Consider the following 16078-nt stretch of genomic DNA (forward strand, 5'->3'; position numbering starts at 1 on the left):
TCAGCCACTAAATCCAACCTACTCCCCAATCCGAATCTCGCCTAGTCGAACATAACTTAGCCCTTTTCGGGGGCTTAACTATCCGCGCCGGCAAAAGTTACGGAATCGCTGCTCTCGATGAGGAAGGGTTGACTTGCTGAGCAGAGGCTGGTAGAGAGTATGGGGGTGATTGGAGATCGTGGGGACGAGTCTTTCTCGTGAAAAGACTCAAATCGAGACTTGACCCCTTCTTTCTTCTCGTGCGTGGGGCGTGGAATCGAAGATGAAACCGAAAGGAGGTGCTCGGGTGGGAAAGATACAGACGAGGCTCGGTGACGGCTACGCCGTTGAGCTGTCCGAGGCCGAGGTGAGAAAGGATCTGGAGGAAGGGACCGAAGACGCGGCAGAACGGGCGGGAGTACCGCCACTGGAGAGGGAAGAGCTACAGCACCTGTTTGAGATTTTTGAATGCCCGGACAAGAGCATGGGGGTGGAGAGGGGAAGGGAGGTAGTCCTCAGCTACGACAGCGGCAGTACAAAGATCAAGCGGGCCCACATATCGGTCAGCAAGATCCAGTCTCTGCAGATCTTTGAGAGGGCTCTCGGCGCCGATACCCTGGAGCTCGCTCACATCGACTACAGTTTCAAACCGGTCAAGCCGATCGTCGTATTCGAAAAGCCCATCATGGAGCAGGTCCTGCTGTTGACCATAGCCCCGGTGTTCTACGGCGCCATGCCTAACCTCGGGTTGTACAGCCAGCCGGACGGCCCCTGCCCGAATCCGGCGGATCTGTTACCCATGGGGAAGATATCGGAGGCCAGGGCCTCCTACGAGGAGGCCGTGGAGCACGCGGTCAAAGATATGGTCTATGTGGCGAGCGAGATGTACGAAGCCGGTGCAGACGGGATCAATTTTGATACCACCGGTGCTGCAGGGGATGCTGAGTTCCTCGCTGCATTAAGGGCGGTTGAGATCCTGAGGAAGAAGTATCCCCGGATGTGTATTGAGATGGGGATGGCCTCGGAATTCGTCTTGGGGATGCACGGAGAGGTTTCATACGGCGGCCTCCGGCTGGCTGGTCTGTATCCCCATGACCAGCGAAGACTGGCAGAAAAGGCGGGGGTTACCATCTTCGGGCCCGCCATCAATATCGTGACCCACAAGTCTCTCCCCTGGAATCTGGCCCGGGCGGTCACCTTCACGAAGGCCTGCTCCGAGGGCTCGGGGATTCCCATCCATGCGGATCTGGGCATGGGCGTGGGGGGCGTACCCCTGACCCTTACTCCGCCGGTGGATGCCGTTTCGAGGGCCTCAAAGGCCACTGTGGAGATAGCCAGGCTGGACGGTTTGTAGGTGGGGGTTGGAGACCCGTACGGCATGCATGTGGCCCATGCAATCGCCTCAGGGATGGGTGGCATGCGTACCGCCGGAGATCTGGTGGCACGCATGGAGATGTCCCGGGGGATGAGAATTGACGAGGCCAAGAAATATGTGGCAGACAGACTCGGAATCTCGGTGGCCGATATTTCGGATCCGGTTGTGATGAGTGAAATCAGGGAGGATCTGGATCTCGGCCGTGTCAACGAGACTCCCGAGGTGGCCAAGGGGATCGACGCCAAGTTTCGCATAGCCGACTTGTTGGGCATAGAGATCAACTGTGTCAACAGGTTCAAGAGGAAGGTCGGCCTCTCCTCTTAGGGTTTGGTTGCGGGGTTGGGTCGATCCAGGCCGGTGCCGAAAGTGCTAGGGGGTGTGCCGGTGGCAGTGCCGTTTTCCACTGTCCAGAAACAGCGCCTCAAGGAGATGGGCGTTCTGCCGGAGTTGATGAAACAAGGGTTCAAGGACACCCGTGCACGGGACGAGGCGTTCCGCAGTATCGAGAGAATGGCTGCTCGCAAGGGACGAGAGAGGCTCTTGACCCTCCAACGCTCCTGCTTCAGACCATTTGTCTGCGAACTCGAAGACGGACTGGTTGAGGCTCTGACGGGTGCCGGATTCGTCCAGGTACTCACCCCGGTCCTGCTCACCCGCCAGATGCTGGCCAAGATGTCTATCACCGCTGATCACCCTCTGAGCTGGCAGGTTTTCTGGGTTGGAGAGAACCGATGCCTGAGGCCCATGCTGGCACCTAACCTTTATGCTCTCTTGAGACGTCTGATTCGTTTGTGGAGAAAGCCTATCCGGATTTTTGAAGTGGGCCCCTGCTTCCGCAAGGAATCCCGGGGCGGGCAACACACCAGTGAGTTCACCATGCTCAATCTCGTGGAATTGGGGCTCCCTGAAGCAGCGAGGCGTCAACGGTTGGAAGAACTGATCGGCCTGGTGATGAAGGCGGCAGGAATCGATAGGTACCAACTGGTCACCAAAGAGTCGGAGGTCTACGGAGAGACGCTCGATGTGGTGGCAGAGGTGGAGTTGGGTTCGGCGGCCATGGGACCTCACCGCCTCGATGGTGCTTGGGGGATATTCGATCCATGGGTGGGAGTCGGTTTCGGCCTGGAGAGGCTCGCCATGGTGAGGAAGGGATTCCGGAACATCCAGCGGGTCAGCCGGAGCCTGGAGTATCTGGACGGGGTGCGTCTGAACATGTAGAGGGAAGGGATAGGATTAGGTCGGCAGCCGGAAGCAGTACGGGTTTGAGGGGCTGAAGCCCGAGGAAAGCGATGAAAGGAGGATACTTCGAATGACAAAGGAGGAGATCTTCGAGGGAGCCCAGAAGGCTATTGTGGAGAGTGATGCAGACCGGGCCAAAGAGCTCGCCGAACAGGGGCTGGGAGAGGGAATCGATCCCATGGAACTCATGAACAAGGGATTCATCCCAGGGATCAACAAGGTGGGAGATCTTTTCGGAATGGGGAAACTCTTTCTCCCGGAACTCATTCAGTCGGCCGAAGCCATGCAGAGGGTGACGGAGATCATCAATGCGGCCCTCACCACCGATGTGGACAAGGAACAGGGGAAAGTGGTTATTGGAACCGTTGAGGGAGACATTCACGATATCGGGAAGACGATAGTGGTCTCCCTTTTCAAGGCCAACGGGTTCAACGTGTACGATCTGGGACGGGATGTTCCCATTGATCGTTTTATCGAAGAAGCCGAGAAGGTGGGGGCCGACATCATCGGATCGAGTGCCCTGCTGACCACAACCATGGACGTACAGAAACGGCTGATAGGAGAGCTGAAAAAGGCCGGCTTGAGAGACAAATACAAGACCATGGTCGGAGGGGCTCCTGTGACGCAGCGCTGGGCAGATCGGATCGGGGCGGATGCCTTTGCAGAAGACGCAGCCGACGGTGTGAGGAAGGCCAAACAACTCCTCGGGAAAGGATGAAGCCGGCATTGAAGATTGGTCGCGGGGAGAGGTCGGGGACTCCCTCTTCTGGATTCGATCTCGAAGAGGTCCTTTTCAGAGCCAAAAGGGGGGAGGCCCTGAACAGGGAGGAGATCGGGTTTTTCCTCGACCTGGAGGATGATGCAGGCCTCGACCGTCTCTTTCAGACAGCCAGGGAGATTCGCAGCCGCTGTTTCGAAGATTCCGTATTCCTTTACGGTTTCGTCTACTTCTCCACATGGTGCCGAAATGACTGTACCTTCTGCCTGTATCGGAGATCGAATCTCCTGGCCAGAAGATATCGGAAAAGTGCGGAGGAGATTCTCGAGATCGCCCTCAGGCAGGCCGAGTCGGGGGTTCACCTTATCGATCTCACCATGGGAGAGGATCCATTTTTCGATCAGGCCGGTGCAGGGGCGGATGAGCTCCTCGATCTGGTCGAGAGAACCAAGGTCGAGACCGGCCTCCCGGTGATGATCTCCCCAGGGGTGGTTTCCAGAGAGAGGCTCCAGGAGCTCTCCGAGGCCGGCGCCGACTGGTACGCATGTTACCAGGAGACCCATAATCCGGAGCTGTTCAGGGAACTCAGGCCGGACCAGGACTTTCACAGGCGTCTGGCTGCCAAGATTGAGGCCCGGCGGCTGGGTATGCTAATTGAGGAGGGGATTCTGACAGGGGTAGGAGACTCCTCCGCGGATATCCTTGCCTCACTGGAAGCCATGAGGAGCCTCGGGGCTCATCAGCTTCGAGTGATGACCTTCGTGCCGCAAAGGGGAACCCCCATGGGAAGGACCTCTCCCCCCACCAGCCGCCGCGAGCTGGTGACCATCGCCTTGATGCGGCTTCTCTTTCCTGACAGACTTATCCCCGCGTCTCTCGATGTGGGGGGGATAAAGGGCTTGCAGGACCGCCTTCTTGCAGGAGCCAATGTGGTGACCTCCCTTATTCCCCCCCGTACGGGCCTTGTCGGTGTCTCCCAGAGCGTTCTCGACGTGGAAGAGGGATACCGGACTGTTGGGGGAGTAAGAGCGGTCCTGGAGAGGATGGGGCTGAAGACGGCCAGGGCGGGAGAGTACGGCCTGTGGATCGCACGTGAACGGGCCAGGAAGGAGAGCCGGCAGCTCGAGACGGGGAAAATACCGTGAGAGTCGCTGTGATCGGCGGAAAACTCCAGGGAGTGGAGGCGTGTTACCTGGCTCGCCGTGCTGGATGGGAGGTGATGCTCGTCGACAAAGATCCATCACCTCCGGCTCGTGGACTCTGCGATTTCTTCTCTCAGACGGACGTGGTCGAGCAGAGGGAGAGACTCCCTGTGATCCTCGGCGAAGTGGATCTAGTCGTTCCGGCCGTGGAAGAGACAGAGGTTCTTCAGTCCCTTGCCGAAACGGCCGGTAGAAGCGGGATTCCCCTGGCCCTCGACTTGGATGCCTACGGCGTAACATCTTCGAAGATAAGAAGCGATCGCCTCTTTTCCCGTCTCGGTCTTCCCATGCCCGGGCGATGGCCGGATTGCGGGTTGCCCGTTGTGGCCAAACCCGCCGAATCGAGCGGGAGCAGGGGCGTTGTCAGGATCTCCGACGAGGAAAGCCTGAGCCTGTTTCTCAAGAACCACAGATCCGAACTGGACCGATGGGTGATACAGGAGTATCTGGAAGGCCCCTCCTATTCTCTGGAGGTGATCGGGCTTGAGGGGCGGTGTGTTGCTCTTCAGGTTACGGCCCTCGAGATGGACTCCACCTACGACTGCAAGCGGGTTCTTGCCCCTGTTGATCTTCCGGCTGCGCTGGATGAGGAATTCAGGAAGACGGCCGGTGTTCTTGCCAGGGCTCTCCGGCTCAACGGAATCATGGACGTGGAGGTGGTTCTCCACGAGGGGCGTCTCAAGCTCCTCGAGATAGATGCCCGGCTTCCGAGCCAGACCCCTGCTGTGGTGGAACAGTCAACAGGCGCCAACATGCTGGCGTTTCTGCAGGAGGTCTTTCTCTGCTCGCGGTTGCCGGAATTTTCCCTTACTGCAGCGCCGCGGGGTGTGATCTACGAGCACGTTAGGGTGTGGGAGGGCCGCCTGGAGGTTTCAGGTGAGCATATCATGACCACAGCAGGTCCCTTGCACATGGAGAGCGATTTCTTCGGAGCCGATCTGGCCCTGACGAATTTCTCCTCTTTGGACCGCCCGTGGGTGGCTACCCTGATTGTGACCGGCGGGGACCTCCAAAAAGCCTGGCAAAGACGGCGCCGGGTGATCCATACGATAATGGAAGCTTGCAACCTTGCCGGGTACCAAGATCCGGGGATGGCGGTTTCCGACCCGTCAGGAGGAGGGCCGGAGTGACGCGGCTGAGAGCCGAAGACCTTGCTGGACTGGGTCGCAATCTGGACGCCTATGACCGAGAGTTGAAGGCCAAGACCGGCAGGAGCCTCAGACAGATCGGATGCAGGGCCGCTGGGATCGATGAAGAAGGGATCCCCGATGCCGGGTTTGGCTTGAAGGTAGGCGTCATTCCCGTAACCGCCGGCAAGGGCATGATACCCGGATTCGTCCAGGCGGTAAAGGAGATCATCGGCCATCTGGGCTTCCAGGTCTTTGTACCGGCCCGGCCGGATGTGGCAGGTCTTGCAGAGGCGGTCGAAGGGGGAGCAGGGATGGTCTTTTTGGCAGATGATGCCATTTTCGTGGCTATCAACCTCTCGACCCGCCGGGTTGTGGAGAACAGTGAGGCAACCGGGAGAGGCTATGGGGCTGCCCTGGAGGGATTGGCAGGCGGTAAAATCCGGGGGAGCCCGGTGCTGGTGGTGGGTGCCGGCAGAGTAGGCTCGGGAGCAGCGAAGATCCTCAGTGAGATGGGCGGAGAGATTGGGATCTTCGATCCTGAACCAGGAAGGGCAGAGGGGTTGGCCGGGGAGGTGGGTGGCAGGGTGGAGGATGATCTTGATCAGGCCCTTGAGCGCTACACCCTTGTCGTCGATGCCTGCCCGGCGGCAGGGATCATCGATGTAAGGCACATCAAGCCAGCGACCTTCGTGGCTGCTCCGGGAATTCCTCTCGGATTGACTTCCGGAGCGCGGACCCGAATCGGAGACCGCCTGATCCACGATCCCCTTCAAATCGGTGTTGCCACCATGATGATCACCTCCCTTGCATCCGCAGGTGACCTATGAGGCGGTTTCGTGGCGCCGGTTCCGACTCAAAAAGGGCGTTCTCCAAAGGTCAGGCTCCACAAACCGACCCATTGACTTCATACGCTGGTAGACGTCTCTCGTGTAATTGCGATCGTCCCTGACTTTCCCTTTCGCGGAAGGCGGGGAGAGTTGACAGGGCAGGGATAATGAAGATATATCTTCTTATCATACTATTACTATTAAGGCCATAAAAATGATAGAGAGAAGAACGCTCACCTCTTCCCTGGTTAGAGAGATTCAGCAGCGGATAGCGAGTAATGAATTCAAGCCCGGCCAGAAACTGCCTCCTCACGATGAGATGGCGGCTATGTTCGGGGTGAGTCGGACGGCTCTCAGGGAAGCACTCAAGCAGCTTTCCCTGATGGGATTTGTCAGGTTGCAGCACGGAAGGGGTACTTTCGTGAGTTCCTTCAATCCTTCCTTCTTGGCTGAATCGCTGTCATCCCTTTTACTGGTGGACAATGAAATGGCCTTTGAGCTCCTGGAGGCCCGCCAGCACATTGAATCAGTGATTGCATTCATGGCTGCAAAGAACGTGACTCCCCGGGACATAGTGGATATGAAGGTACTCCTCCGTGAGATGAAAGAGGAGTTAAGCATGGGTCGGATAGATTCCTATGCGGAAAAGAACTTGGCCTTTCACCTCCTGATCGCGAGAGCCTCGAAGAATCGCGTCCTTACGATGGCCATACAGACGATCAGAGATCTTCTAAAGCAGTTCATGGCGGAGTTCATGACCCTTGTTCCGGAAATGACCGAGAGTGCAATGAACTATCATATCAAGATCTTCAAAGCCATCGAGAGAGGAGACGCTCTGGGCGCACAGAAGCATATGAAAAACCATATCCTCCGTGTACAGCGGGCCCTCCGAAAGTACCTTTCGGACCGGGAAAGGGAGAATGCCGTTAGAGAGGTGCAAAGGAAGTAAATGCGCGGACCTCTTCCTCCCCCTCGGGTCGAGACTTCCTGTCAGCGAATCCAGTGAAGTTCCTGTGTAATTGTCAAAGGATAGACATGGCCCTCCGGTCTGCTCGGATTCTCTATCCGGCAGTGCCCTCGCGGGAGACGGGCGTCCTGAGACGAGGGAACTCCAGGGCTTTGGGAGGTTGACAGACTGCTTCTTTATGGTATGGTCATACTATGATATTCAGACACCCACCCAGCCTTCCCAGGCAGAATTGACCCGCAGGCGGAGAAAGGGAAACTATGAGGAGAGAAGCCCATGAGAGACGAGGGAGAACTGGAAGACAAGCTCAGAAAATGGGAAGGGACCACTGTTGCCGAGGCGATCAAGCGGGTGGCTGAGAGAAGGGAAGAATTCGAGACCACTTCCGGCATCGAGCTTAAGAGGCTCTACACTCCCCTGGACATATCTGAAGAGGCCTACGTGGAGCGCCTCGGCTTCCCGGGTGAGTACCCCTTCACCCGCGGAGTTCGGCCGACCATGTACCGGGGCCGGCTTTGGACCATGAGGATGTACTCGGGCTTTGCCACGGCGGAGGAAACAAACATGAGGTACAAGTATCTCATCGGCCAGGGACAGACCGGCCTGAGCGTGGCCTTCGACCTACCCACTCAGATGGGATACGACTCCGATCATCCCCTGGCTGCCGGTGAGGTAGGAAGAGTTGGTGTAGCCATCGATTCGCTGGCGGATATGGAGACCCTTTTCGACGGGATCCCTCTTGGTCGGGTAAGCACCAACATGACCATCAATTCTACGGCCGTAATCCTTCTTGCTATGTACCTCGCCGTTGCGGAAAAGCAGGGGGTCAGGTTCGAAGAGGTGAGAGGTACAATCCAGAACGACATACTGAAAGAATACATCGCCCGAGGGACCTATATTTTTCCACCGCGGCCGTCCATGCGTATTATCGCCGACATCTTCGCCTTTTGCAGGGATGATGTCCCCCGGTGGAATACGATCAGCATCAGTGGGTACCACATTCGGGAGGCAGGATCGAATGCAGTCCAAGAGCTGGCTTTTACGCTGGCAAACGGGATAGCCTATGTGAAGACGGGCATTGATGCGGGCCTCGATGTAGACGATTTTGCTCCCCGGCTGTCTTTTCATCTCGATACCCATAACAATTTTCTGGAGGAGATAGCCAAGTTTCGAGCCGGCCGAAGACTCTGGGCAAGAATCATGAAAGAGAGGTTTGGCGCCAAGAATCCCGCTTCATGGATGTTCCGCCTCCATGCACAGGGGGCTGGGTGCAGCCTTACTCGTCAGCAACCCGATAACAATGTGGTCCGTGTAGCGATTCAGGCTCTGGCCGCTGTTCTCGGTGGGACGCAGTCCCTGCAGACGAATTCCAAGGATGAGGCCTATGCCATCCCTACAGAGGAGACGGTGCGGACTGCCCTCCGAACCCAGCAGATCATCGCACACGAAAGCGGGGTCGCCGACTTTATCGATCCCCTCGGCGGTTCTTATGCTGTTGAGGCCTTGACCGACGAAATCGAGGGCCGGGCTTCTGAATACATCGAAAGAATAGAAGCCATGGGAGGCGCTGTTCAGGCTATCGAATCCGGCTATATCCAGGGAGAGATAGCAGAGAGCGCGTACAGGTACCAGAGAAGTATCGAGACAAAAGACAGGATCATAGTTGGCCTCAACGAATTCACCGTAAAGGAGGCCCCTCTAAAGGAAATCACCCGGATCCGTCCGGAAGTGGAAAGAGCGCAGAGGGAAAAGCTCGAGAAGGTAAAGAAGGAGAGAGACCCGGGCCGCTTGCAGGAGGTACTCCTGGCGGTAAAGGAGGCGGCAGAAGGCAGGGACAATCTGGTTTTTCCTACGCTGGATGCCGTGAGAGCCTATGCCACTGTTGGCGAGATAACAGATGCTCTCAGGGCGGTCTTTGGCGAGTATGAGGAGAAGGGCTGAGGGTCCAGATTCCTGGAGGGGAGGCTGAGGGCCAGTCGGAGGGTTGACAAAAGGGCGGGGTATGGTGATACGATGGTAGTCCAATACAGTAGTGTACTGTATTTTCTTATGTATCTTCGAACCCGGACTTTGCACGTGCGATCCTCGTTGTTCCCACGGGCAGGAGACCGGGCCCGTTGAGAACCCTAGAAGTTAGAAATCAGAAAGGAGGGAAGGACCATGTCTGAACTGAAACAACTTGAGGAGATGTTCAGGAAGGGGCAAATCAGCCGGCGCGAGTTCCTGGTTCGCGCGTCAGTCTTGGGGCTCGGTGCTGCACTCTCACCTGCCATTTTGACGAGCCCGGCGCAGGCCGAGACTCCAAAGAGGGGAGGCCGTTTGAGGGTGGGATGCACCGGCGGGTCCACGACCAATTCGCTGGATCCGGCGACCTTGAACAGCACCATGCCGGTCTTTATCAACTTCCAGATCCGCAATTGCTTGGTCGAAATCGACTACAAGGGCAATGCTATTCCTGAACTGGCAGAGAGCTGGGAACCCTCGGCTGATGCGAGCAAATGGACTTTCAAGCTTCGCAGGGGCGTCGAATTCCACAATGGGAAAACCCTCAGCGCGGAGGACGTCATATATTCGATCAATTATCATCGAGGGCCGGAATCGAAATCGGGTGCGAAGAGCATCCTCTCTTCGATCAAGGAGATCAAAGAGGACGGCAAGTACACGGTAGTCTTCTTCCTGCAGGGTGGCAACGCCGACTTCCCCTATATCGTGAGTGACTATCATTTGACTATCTTCCCTGCGGGTACGAAAGGCGCCGAGTTCGAAAAGGGGGTAGGCACCGGAGGCTACATACTCCAGAGCTACGAGCCGGGTGTGAAGGCCTTGACCAAACGAAATCCGAACTACTGGAAACAGGGGCGGGCTCATTTTGACGAGGTAGAAACTATCTCAATCGCAGACTCAAGTGCCAGAACAAATGCCCTGAAGACAGGTCAGATCGATGTCTTGGACCGATGCGAACTCAGGACGGTTAATCTCCTCAAGAGGAGTCCCGGCATCAAAATCGTAAGGGTTACCAGTCCGCTCCACTATTCGATTCCCACGCGGACAGACGTTGCTCCCTTTAACGACAATAGGGTGAGGCTCGCTTTGAAACTGGCCGTTAACAGGGAGCAGATGTTGAAAACGATTCTCCGGGGTTATGGAAGCCTGGGCAATGACCACCCCATCGGACCGACATACCGGTTTCACGCTACCGAATCTGAATTACCCCAGAGAAGATACGACCCGGATAAGGCCAAGTATCTGATGAAAAAGGCTGGGCAGCTGGATCATACCTTCGAGCTGCATGCTGCCGATGCTGCATTTGCCGGAGCCATAGACGCCGCGCTCCTCTACAAGGAAAGTGCCGCTAAGGCTGGAATCAAGATCAAGGTGGTTCGAGAGCCTAACGACGGGTATTGGAGCAATGTTTGGATGAAAAAAGCCTGGTGCATGTGTTACTGGGCTGGCCGGGTCACATCCGACATGATGTTCTCCACCGCCTACTGGGAGAAATCCAATTGGAACGACACCTTCTGGAAGAATAAGCGTTTCAACCAACTGCTCGTGGCAGCTCGCTCAGAGCTCGATGAGAAGAAACGCCGGGCCATGTATGTGGAAATGCAGCGGATTGTTCGTGATGAAGGAGGAGTTGTTATTCCGATGTTCGCAGATGTCGTGGAGGCTGCAACGACCAGGCTCAAATACAGGAATCTGGCAGGAAACCTGGAACTAGACGGACAGAGGATGTCTGAACGTTGGTGGTTTGAATGATGTCCCGAAGGGCCGCAAGCTCCTAGGGGTTTGCGGCCCTCTTTTGCGAGAGAGAAAGCCTTTTCCGCCCAAGGAGGGCCGGCATTTTTGCCGGGATCGAATGGTTTCAAGAGGGGTGGTGTCAGTTGCGGGGGCTTTCTCTCCTTGTCTTCACCTCCGGCAAAGAGGCGATCATGATAAACTCCTTCTCCTTTCCAGGAGTGGGCAGGGTTTCCTTCGGGGTCGGCAGAGTGGAACAGTTGGGTGAGGACATTGCCGAGCTGAGAGGAGATAAGAGTCCGGTACTGTTGATAAGCGATGCGGGGGTTGCCCGGGCAGGGATCGTAGCTCGCGCAGAATCGATACTGAGACGGTCGGGCTACGATGTAATCGTCCTTGCCGACCTGAAAGGTGAGCCGAAAGCCGAGACGGTCGATAGGGCCGCTTCGATCCTTCGCCGGCTTGGAAAGTCCTTTGTCGTCGGCCTGGGAGGAGGTTCGGCCCTCGACACTGCAAAGCTCGCTACCGTCATAGCCGCGGGTGATCTCCCAGTAGAGGATTATGCCTTGTGTGCCCGCCCGTTGCCGAAACCTCTAGTCAAGAGGGTCATGGTTCCCACGACTGCTGGAACAGGATCCGAGGTGACGCGTACAGCCGTCTTCACCACCAGCGAAGGACGTAAGGTCTGGACATGGGGCAGGGAGCTGCTGGCCGAGTCGGTGGTGCTCGATCCTACTTTAACATCCAGCCTACCCGCTCATGTGACAGCCACCTCCGGAATCGATGCTCTTGTTCATGCCATAGAGGCCTGCACCAACCAGCAGAGGAATCCCTTCACCGATTCCTTTGCTCTCCAGGCCATTCGCCTTGGGAAAGAGCATCTCATGAGGGCCATTGAAAATCCTGAAGACATGAACGCCAGAGGGGGGATGTTGATCGCTGCTACCCTGGCGGGTATCGCTTTTGGTACAACGGGCACAGCGGCGGCCCACTCGATCGGTCACGCCCTGGCGACGATCGCCGGCATACCCCACGGCAGAGCCGTTGCCATAGGTATGGACGCGATCCTGGGCTGGAATGCAGAGGCCTCACCTGAAGCCTTTGCCACCGTGGCAGAAGCACTCGGTGGTCCCAGAAAAGCTGAAGCTGCTGCTCCGGCGTTCAGAGTCCTGGTTGAACAGGCCGGCATCGACAGATCTTTGGCTGACGAGGGGATCGACCCAGAGACACTGGCCGCCGTGATGATGTCTGAAGAGAACAAGCCCATGCTCGAGAATAACGCCCGGGAAATCTCGGGAGAGGATGTCCTGGAACTTGCCCGGCGCGCTTTGAGTCTTTAATCCAAATCATAAACCGGCCTATCTGCCGGCTCGAGATGGAGCTTCCTACCGGTGTAAGGGTTCCTAGCTGCAACCTCTTCGTCCAGTTCAACACCAAGGCCGGGCTTTGTTGGGGGTATGATAAACCCCTCTTCCCATCTGATGGGTTCCTTCAGGATCTCGGCGTGAAAGCCGTCCCAGGTCTTTATTCCTTCCTGGATCAGAAAATTCGGGCTGCAGGTATCGATTTGGATGTTTGCGGCACCTTCAATGGGCCCGCAGTACAGATGGGGTGCAATTTGAGCATAGTGTGCTTCAGCCATTCCGGCTATCTTCTTGGCTTCCAGTATTCCGCCCGCTCTGCCCAGGGCCATCTGCAGAATAGAAGCCGCCTGCCTTTCGAGCACTCGGGCAAACTCATACTTTGTTGCAAGACGCTCGCCTGTTGCAATTGGAATGCTGGTCGAACGTGCCACCTTTGCCATCTCCTCTACGTTCTCTGGCGGCACTGGCTCCTCCAACCAAAGGGGGTCGAATCTTTCGAGCCTTTTTGCCAGACGTATGGCACTGGAGGAGGTCATCTGACCGTGAGTTCCAAAAAGGAGGTCGCATCTGTCACCTACGGCTTCGCGGACGGCCTTTACGTATCTCTCCGCATTTTCCAGGACCTCCAGGGATAGCTGCCTCGGGTCAAAGGCGGAGTAACGGCCGACTGGATCGAACTTCACCGCGGTGAATCCCTGTTCGACGTACTGAGCAGCCCTTTCTGCGGCCAGTTCAGGATCGGTATATACGTCCCCCCTGTCCGATTCCTCGGGATAGATATAGGAGTAAGACCTCAGCCGCTCGTGAACCTGCCCCCCCAACAGTTCATAGATAGGCCTGTTTAGCTCCTTGCCAACGATATCCCAGCAGGCCATCTCGATGGCGCTCAGCACACCCACAAGGGTAAGATCAGGATGCTGGCTATATCCGCTGGAGTAGATGATCCTCCAGAGCCTCTCGATCTTGAAGGGGTCCCAGCCCAGGACATATCGCTCGGCCACATCTTCGATCATCCTTACCACGATATCCGGGTGAAAGGGTATACAGTAGGCCTCACCAAAGCCTTCCACACCATCGTCGGCGGTAAGCTTCAAGAATACCCAGTAACGCCCCCCATAATGGGGGGGTGGATTACCAACCACATAGGTCTTTACGTCTGATATCTTCACCGTAGGTTTCCCTATCCGGCCGGTCTTGTCCTCGAAGACGGACCCTCAGCCTGAGAGCTACCTCCCACGTAAAGAGGCAGGATTGTTATCTTGTCGCCCTCTTTCAAGGCGATGCCCTGGACCGTGTGAGGGTTGGCGACACGGTCGTTATAATTCACAACTACCTCAGGACGGATCTTTCCCGACTGGAGGTCGAACACTCTCTCGGCAATGGCCTGATACCTCTGGGCGAGATTCTCCAGCATCTGGCCGACCGTCGTTCCATCCGGAACTTCCTCGTCTCTTACCGAACGCATGTCAGAGAGGGGTTCGAAATCCTCCCCCAGATGCCTGCCCAGCCAGAGCCACAACTCGACAGTTACGCGCCCCATGCTCGCTAGAGATCCTCTACCAAGTCCTCCAGTCCGAGATCCTTCAGGGTTTGCGGGAGGGGCTTGCCTGTCTCGGGATCCCATCCCATCAGGGTGTAGTAGTTATCGAGCATCCAGTCCCATTTCTCCATGATGTTCTTGCCCCTGGCAGGGCCATCCGCAGGGGTCGATCCGTAACGTTCCGATGGATACTCATCCTCCTTTCTCATCCCATGGCGCAAGTTGAACATCCTGAGCTGATTTATGACCCTCCGGCCTATGGTATAAACGTCCTGAAGGGTCAGGTGCCAGCCTGTAACCGCATTAAGACATTCAAGCTGTAGCTTGGGATCCGTAGAGGCAATGCGGCAGGTTCCCAGGCAGTCGTCAAACTGACGAACCCCATTGAACCGAGCATTGATGGTCGACATCTCCTCGTGGGAAAAGGGATCTGTCACCGCCGGTAGATCCACCAACTGGGGGTGAATCCCAGACCAACTCGACTCAAGGGTACTCGTATTGGTCACACAGGTGTCAAAAAGCTCCGTCCACCTGCCCCGGTGGTCGTGCGTCCTTGGACTGCAACCCTTCCGAGCATAGACCGCCCAGTGGGCAGCCTCTCCCCCTACCTTCTGGGAAGCCCTCATAACGCCCTCCGCCAGTAGATCCCCGATACCCTGCCTCCTTGCAATCCTGTTGAGCATCGCCCTGACAGCCTCCACGTTGCCCCAGCTCATGTCCAACCCATCCAGATCACTCCTGGAGAACAACCCCTTTTCGTAACACTCCATGACCCATGCAATCGTCCAACCCGACTCGTTGCAGTCCATGCCCAGCCGGTCGACCTCCCTGGTCAGCATGACCACCGCCCCAAGATCGGTGTTGCCAATCAACGGTCCCCATGTGGCAAGCTGTTCGTACTCGGGCTCCTCACCAACAAACCCCTCATACGGGCCCTCGGTCACGGTAACCTCCTTCACATGAGCGATCCTGCACATGTAACACGGCTTTGACCGAATCCTAAAGTGGGTCCGCAGATACTGGCCGTTCATCCTCTCATGCTCTAGAAACACGTTGGTCGTGTAGTTCTTGACAGGGAGAGCACCTATCCCATAGAGCGCCGAAAAACCACCGCCAGTACCCCACTGGTAAAAGGTACCAAACCCCTTGGCGTGTTCAAACAGTGCAAGGTTCTTTGCCTTCAGTCCTTCAGGATCCTTAACCTCAAAATTCCTCCTCCCACCATAGGCAACAACAGCCTTGACCCTCTTGGATCCCATAACAGCGCCCAGGCCGTTATGGGCCGCAAGATGCCCCCTGTCACCGACAATCGCAGCATAACGAACCCCATTCTCCCCAGCAGGGCCTATACAGAAGATGCTCACACCCCTTTCCCTGGCACCAAGCTCCTCCCTTAGGGCATCCTCTGTCTCCCAGACGTCCTTGCCAGCGAGATGACGGGCATCCCGAATCTCCGCCCTTCCCTCCTTGATCAATAGATAAACCAGCTCAGGCGCCCTGCCCTGAAAAACAATCCCGTCATAGCCGGAAAACTTCAGATAAGCCCCAAAAAACCCGTTTGCCTGGGAACATCCAGCAAGATTCGTCATAGGACCCCTGGCCGATACATTGAAAGTCCCAGCCCCATAGACACCGCTTCCAGCAAGAGGCCCTGACGTCCATACAAGCCGATTGGCCGGATCAGACCACTCAACACCTGCCGGTACCTCCTGGTAAAGATACCTCGCACCAAAACCCACTCCACCGACCCACTTCTCGATAAAGGTCTCTTCCAACTCCTCGTCCCAAACCTCCCCCCTCGATAGATCGATCCGCAGCATTCTCCCCAGGTAACCACCAATCTCCATTGCTTCCTCCCTTACTGAAAAACCCAGATCCACTAGTCCCTCTTTTCCATTCCTACTGAAGACGAGAACCCCCTTTCCCGTACATTGGAAGGAGTAGGGTTACCATATGATCTTACCCATACTACCGGCCGGAGGTTTTGCTGTCAACGGGGACG

12 protein-coding genes and 1 pseudogene are annotated in these 16078 nt (G+C 56.6%); 10 read left to right on the forward strand and 3 right to left on the reverse strand.

Annotated features, from left to right (window positions below):
* The first annotated feature begins 262 nt into the window (after window positions 1-262).
* The 10 genes and pseudogenes from mtbB to JRJ26_15375 all read left to right on the forward strand — a co-directional run bounded on the left by mtbB (window position 263) and on the right by JRJ26_15375 (window position 12512).
* Window positions 263-1678: pseudogene (mtbB, locus tag JRJ26_15330) on the forward strand ([dimethylamine--corrinoid protein] Co-methyltransferase).
* Between the two features lie 60 nt (window positions 1679-1738).
* On the forward strand, window positions 1739-2572 hold the full coding sequence (locus JRJ26_15335) for a pyrrolysine--tRNA(Pyl) ligase large subunit (GenBank protein MBW2058860.1): 834 nt from the start codon (window positions 1739-1741) through the stop codon (window positions 2570-2572).
* A 91-nt stretch (window positions 2573-2663) separates the two neighbouring features.
* Window positions 2664-3311: a corrinoid protein gene (locus tag JRJ26_15340; GenBank protein ID MBW2058861.1), complete on the forward strand. Its 648-nt coding sequence runs from the start codon at window positions 2664-2666 to the stop codon at window positions 3309-3311.
* Window positions 3308-4456 (forward strand): methylornithine synthase PylB, encoded by a 1149-nt coding sequence (pylB, locus tag JRJ26_15345; protein MBW2058862.1) that lies wholly within the window; start codon window positions 3308-3310, stop codon window positions 4454-4456. The genes JRJ26_15340 and pylB overlap by 4 nt, the downstream gene beginning before the upstream one ends.
* A complete protein-coding gene (gene pylC, locus JRJ26_15350) occupies window positions 4453-5643 on the forward strand; it encodes a 3-methylornithine--L-lysine ligase PylC (protein ID MBW2058863.1) in 1191 nt (396 codons plus the stop codon). Before pylB ends, pylC begins: the two co-directional genes overlap by 4 nt.
* Window positions 5640-6470 (forward strand): 3-methylornithyl-N6-L-lysine dehydrogenase PylD, encoded by an 831-nt coding sequence (pylD, locus tag JRJ26_15355; GenBank protein ID MBW2058864.1) that lies wholly within the window; start codon window positions 5640-5642, stop codon window positions 6468-6470. The genes pylC and pylD overlap by 4 nt, the downstream gene beginning before the upstream one ends.
* 214 nt (window positions 6471-6684) lie before the next feature.
* Window positions 6685-7419: a FadR family transcriptional regulator gene (locus tag JRJ26_15360; GenBank protein ID MBW2058865.1), complete on the forward strand. Its 735-nt coding sequence runs from the start codon at window positions 6685-6687 to the stop codon at window positions 7417-7419.
* A 294-nt stretch (window positions 7420-7713) separates the two neighbouring features.
* Window positions 7714-9378, forward strand: coding sequence for a methylmalonyl-CoA mutase family protein (locus tag JRJ26_15365; GenBank protein MBW2058866.1), 1665 nt, complete (start codon window positions 7714-7716; stop codon window positions 9376-9378).
* 219 nt (window positions 9379-9597) lie between these two features.
* Complete coding sequence (locus tag JRJ26_15370; protein ID MBW2058867.1) at window positions 9598-11193, forward strand: ABC transporter substrate-binding protein; 1596 nt, start codon at window positions 9598-9600, stop codon at window positions 11191-11193.
* Between the two features lie 173 nt (window positions 11194-11366).
* Window positions 11367-12512 carry an iron-containing alcohol dehydrogenase gene (locus tag JRJ26_15375; protein ID MBW2058868.1) on the forward strand — a complete coding sequence of 382 codons (1146 nt, stop codon included), beginning with the start codon at window positions 11367-11369 and terminating at the stop codon, window positions 12510-12512.
* Here the strand turns inward: JRJ26_15375 and JRJ26_15380 are convergent.
* Genes JRJ26_15380 through JRJ26_15390 form a run of 3 tightly spaced genes read right to left on the reverse strand, consistent with a single transcriptional unit; the run spans window position 12509 to window position 15923 of the window.
* Window positions 12509-13705: a mandelate racemase/muconate lactonizing enzyme family protein gene (locus JRJ26_15380; GenBank protein MBW2058869.1), complete on the reverse strand. Its 1197-nt coding sequence runs from the start codon at window positions 13703-13705 to the stop codon at window positions 12509-12511. The two genes, JRJ26_15375 and JRJ26_15380, sit on opposite strands and share 4 nt — an antisense overlap.
* Window positions 13706-13716: 11 nt before the next feature.
* Window positions 13717-14076, reverse strand: a complete 360-nt coding sequence (locus tag JRJ26_15385) for a MoaD/ThiS family protein (protein ID MBW2058870.1) — start codon at window positions 14074-14076, stop codon at window positions 13717-13719.
* Between the two features lie 5 nt (window positions 14077-14081).
* The gene (locus JRJ26_15390) at window positions 14082-15923 is read right to left on the reverse strand and encodes a hypothetical protein (protein ID MBW2058871.1); all 1842 of its coding nucleotides are present in this window, start codon (window positions 15921-15923) and stop codon (window positions 14082-14084) included.
* Window positions 15924-16078 lie beyond the last annotated feature (155 nt).

The sequence above is a fragment of the Deltaproteobacteria bacterium genome (genome assembly GCA_019308905.1).
Classification (GTDB): domain Bacteria; phylum Desulfobacterota; class BSN033; order WVXP01; family WVXP01; genus JAFDHF01.